Source organism: Bacteroidales bacterium, assembly GCA_018334875.1.
In the GTDB taxonomy this organism is placed as follows: domain Bacteria; phylum Bacteroidota; class Bacteroidia; order Bacteroidales; family UBA12077; genus JAGXLC01.
Map to the genome: position 1 here is coordinate 1 of JAGXLC010000466.1, position 3,079 is coordinate 3,079.

Here is a 3,079-nt window from a genome sequence, read left to right on the forward strand (position 1 = left end):
GAGGCGACATGCCCCATGAGGAAAGCGTTAAAACAGGGTTGTTGGGTGCAGATTATGAAATTGCCGACAACCGCTACCGCATCAAAAAGATATACTCGGGACTGAACTGGAATCCTTCTTTCAAGGCACCCCTGACCCAGCCGGGAGTAGATGTTAATGAAGGAGATTATATTTTGGCTGTGGATGGTGAGCCTTTGACGGCTGATCAGAATATATACGACCTTTTCCAGAATACAGTGGGCAAACAGGTAAGCCTGAAAGTGCATTCCGAACCCAATCCGGATGATGCAAGAACAGTAACCGTTGTTCCCATAGAAAGCGAAAGAAACCTAAGGAACATGAACTGGGTTGAAAACAACCGGAAAAAGGTTAATGAGATGACTGACGGCAGAGTGGCCTATGTGTACATGCCCAATACAGGCCAGGGGGGCTATGATTTCTTCAACCGGTATTACTTTTCCCAGCTCGACAAAGAGGCCGTTATCATTGATGAACGCTTCAACGGAGGAGGATCCGCAGCAGACTATGTGATCAACCTGCTCGACCGGGATATAGAGAACTATTGGGGCCATCGTGACGGCAAGGTCACTACCACTCCCGGGGCAGGTATATTCGGACCGAAGGCCATGGTGATCAATGAATATGCAGCCTCTGGAGGCGATCTGATGCCCTTCCTTTTCAAGCAAAAGGACCTGGGAACTTTGGTGGGTAAAACCACTTTAGGCATCCTCATTGGCATCTATGGTTACCCTACGTTGATGGACGGAGGGTATGTCACTGCGCCGCGCTTTGGGATATTCTCAAAAGACGGAGAATGGATCGTGGAAAACGAAGGGGTGAAACCCGATGTGGAAGTGGAGATGACCCCCAAAGAGGTGATCAATGGCAAAGATCCTCAACTGGAGCAAGCTGTGGAAGTGATTATGGACCAACTGGATGATGAGGAAAAGGAAGAAGTAGAAAAACCCGATCCTCCGGTTAGGGTTGATTGGAAAGAATGAATAATATCAATTCATTGATTTAGTACCTTACCGGTCAAATTCTTGTTTTTTTGGCAAAACTTGCCCGGTATAAGGTACTGTGGCAAAATTTATGAGGCAATTTTTAAAGATAAAAATAATTGAAAAAGATCATGACCTTTATATAATTATGCCTCATAAATTTTGCTTGCTAATTTGGACAAGCCATAACGGAAACACATTAAATTCCTTGAAAGCATCCTTTTTGGTTTTGGCTTGTCCAAATTAGGGCATCAGTTAATTTCATTGATAACGATAAATTTATGACCCCGTTAGGGGTCAAACAGCGATAACCCCGGGTGAAACCCGGGGTTATAAACTATCAAACCTTATAGCGCTCCAACTGCTTCACTCCAATAAGGCACACACCATGCCTGGAGCGCAATCTAAAATCCTTTAAGCATTTTTCCCCTGCAAAGGCTTACTTCCTGCCCGCCCAGAAAGGTCTGAGAGCAGCATCACGTAACTCATAAGTTTTCCTTTCACTTGTAAATTCCTTTGCTACATATTGATTTTCGGGCAGATTATCGGTACGGAACACTTTCATTTGAATTTCCTGACCGGTTCCTAGCTTATCGGTCAGAAATCAATTTCAAGTAATTATCAGGTGATAAAGCACCGATATTACTTAGACTATAATCCTTTACATTGCGTGTCAATATTAGTTCAATAATATCTGATTTTACCGCCGCAAAATTTTGTAAAGCATCTTCAAAATCTTTAAAGCCTGAAGCCAGAGCCTGCATTACAACATCTTTATCCATGGGCACTACTTCCATAATGGTCATAAGCTGACTCAATTTCTCAATTACTTTCTCATGATTAGCTGTTTGTCTTAAAATATAATAAGTATTGCTGCATATTACAGGTGTCACAAAACCTCTAATTTTTTGGGATTCACAAAGAGAAAAAATTCGTGCAGCATTTTCTGAAAAAGGCACTCTATCAAAGAAGAAATCCAAAACAATATCTGTGTCAATAAGGATTCTATGCATGAGGATTACTTTAAATATTTGTCAGATAAACCTTCGGATAATTTCTTTTTATAATCAAAATCTGCCGGGGCTTTGAAAGTGCCTCTTAACGATTTTGTCAGGGGAGTGATCTCGATATTGGTTTTAGCTTGTTCTTTGGTAATTATTTTTAAATAATTTTCAACCATATCCGACAGGCTGATTCCTTTTTCATTAGCATGTTTCTTGGCTTTTTCTATGATATTTTTATCAATCGTTAATGTAAGCTTTGTGTTCATAATATTTTTGTGTTTATCAGAATTATATATTAAAACAAAAATATAAAGAAAATATTACACGTGCAAATATTTATATTTTGATACGTATAAATTTAGGGTAGAGCGGGTCCTTACCTTCCCGCTACCCCACATATCTGTACGAGCATATTTCTCTGGCAAATGTCGGATTCCCTATTACTGCCTGTTTCTCATGCCTCTGCGGCCTTTTCGGTTACCGGCCCAGAAAGGTCTGAGAGCAGCATCTCTTAATTCATAAGTTTTCCCTTTACTTGTAAATTCCTTTGCTACATATTGATTTTCGGGCAGATTATCGGTACGGAACACTTTCATTTGAATTTCCTGACCGGTTTCAAGCTTATCGGTCATACTGGTTACCTCCCGGGCAGGACCAAGATGCACATTGAGAGGCTGTGTTTCACTCGCTTCGGTTTTAACCAGCAAATGCGTTCCTTTTGAATATTTCCCGGTTGTTTGAGTACAAGTTTCATTAACGACTTTCTGCAATTGCAAAAATCCGTTTTAGTCATCCGGAATATGCTTCATTTGCTCCCTTGTCTTGTCCAGATATTTCTTTGTAAAATCAAAAAGCACCTGCATCGAAGCCTTCTTATTGGAGTCATACTGTTCCAGGGCCTCTTCCTCGACTTCATCCTGCTTTTTCAGCATCTCTTCCTGGAGTTCAGATTTAAAAGCTTTGATCTCCCCGATGTATTTTCCGTAATGTGCATCCACCTGTTCGGCAAACTGAACATATTCAGAAAAGGCATGTTCTTCGTTATATTCAAGTATGTTTTCCGGGGCATAAAAA

Annotated in this window: 5 protein-coding genes; 1 reads left to right on the plus strand and 4 read right to left on the minus strand. The window is 40.8% G+C overall.

What is annotated here, in order from left to right; genetic code table 11:
• Positions 1 to 1,001: PDZ domain-containing protein (locus tag KGY70_19905; protein MBS3777470.1), on the plus strand; the 1,001-nt coding region annotated here is incomplete at its 5' end.
• A 590-nt stretch (positions 1,002 to 1,591) separates the two neighbouring features.
• Here the strand turns inward: KGY70_19905 and KGY70_19910 are convergent.
• The 4 genes from KGY70_19910 to KGY70_19925 all read right to left on the minus strand — a co-directional run.
• Entirely contained in the window at positions 1,592 to 2,014 is a 423-nt protein-coding gene (locus tag KGY70_19910) for a PIN domain-containing protein (protein ID MBS3777471.1), read from the minus strand.
• Positions 2,015 to 2,019: 5 nt separating this feature from the next.
• Positions 2,020 to 2,271: a hypothetical protein gene (locus KGY70_19915; GenBank protein ID MBS3777472.1), complete on the minus strand. Its 252-nt coding sequence runs from the start codon at positions 2,269 to 2,271 to the stop codon at positions 2,020 to 2,022.
• A 174-nt stretch (positions 2,272 to 2,445) separates the two neighbouring features.
• Positions 2,446 to 2,712, minus strand: a complete 267-nt coding sequence (locus tag KGY70_19920; protein ID MBS3777473.1) for a hypothetical protein — start codon at positions 2,710 to 2,712, stop codon at positions 2,446 to 2,448.
• Positions 2,713 to 2,790: 78 nt separating this feature from the next.
• The coding region (locus KGY70_19925; GenBank protein MBS3777474.1) for a hypothetical protein at positions 2,791 to 3,079 on the minus strand (289 nt) is incomplete at its 5' end.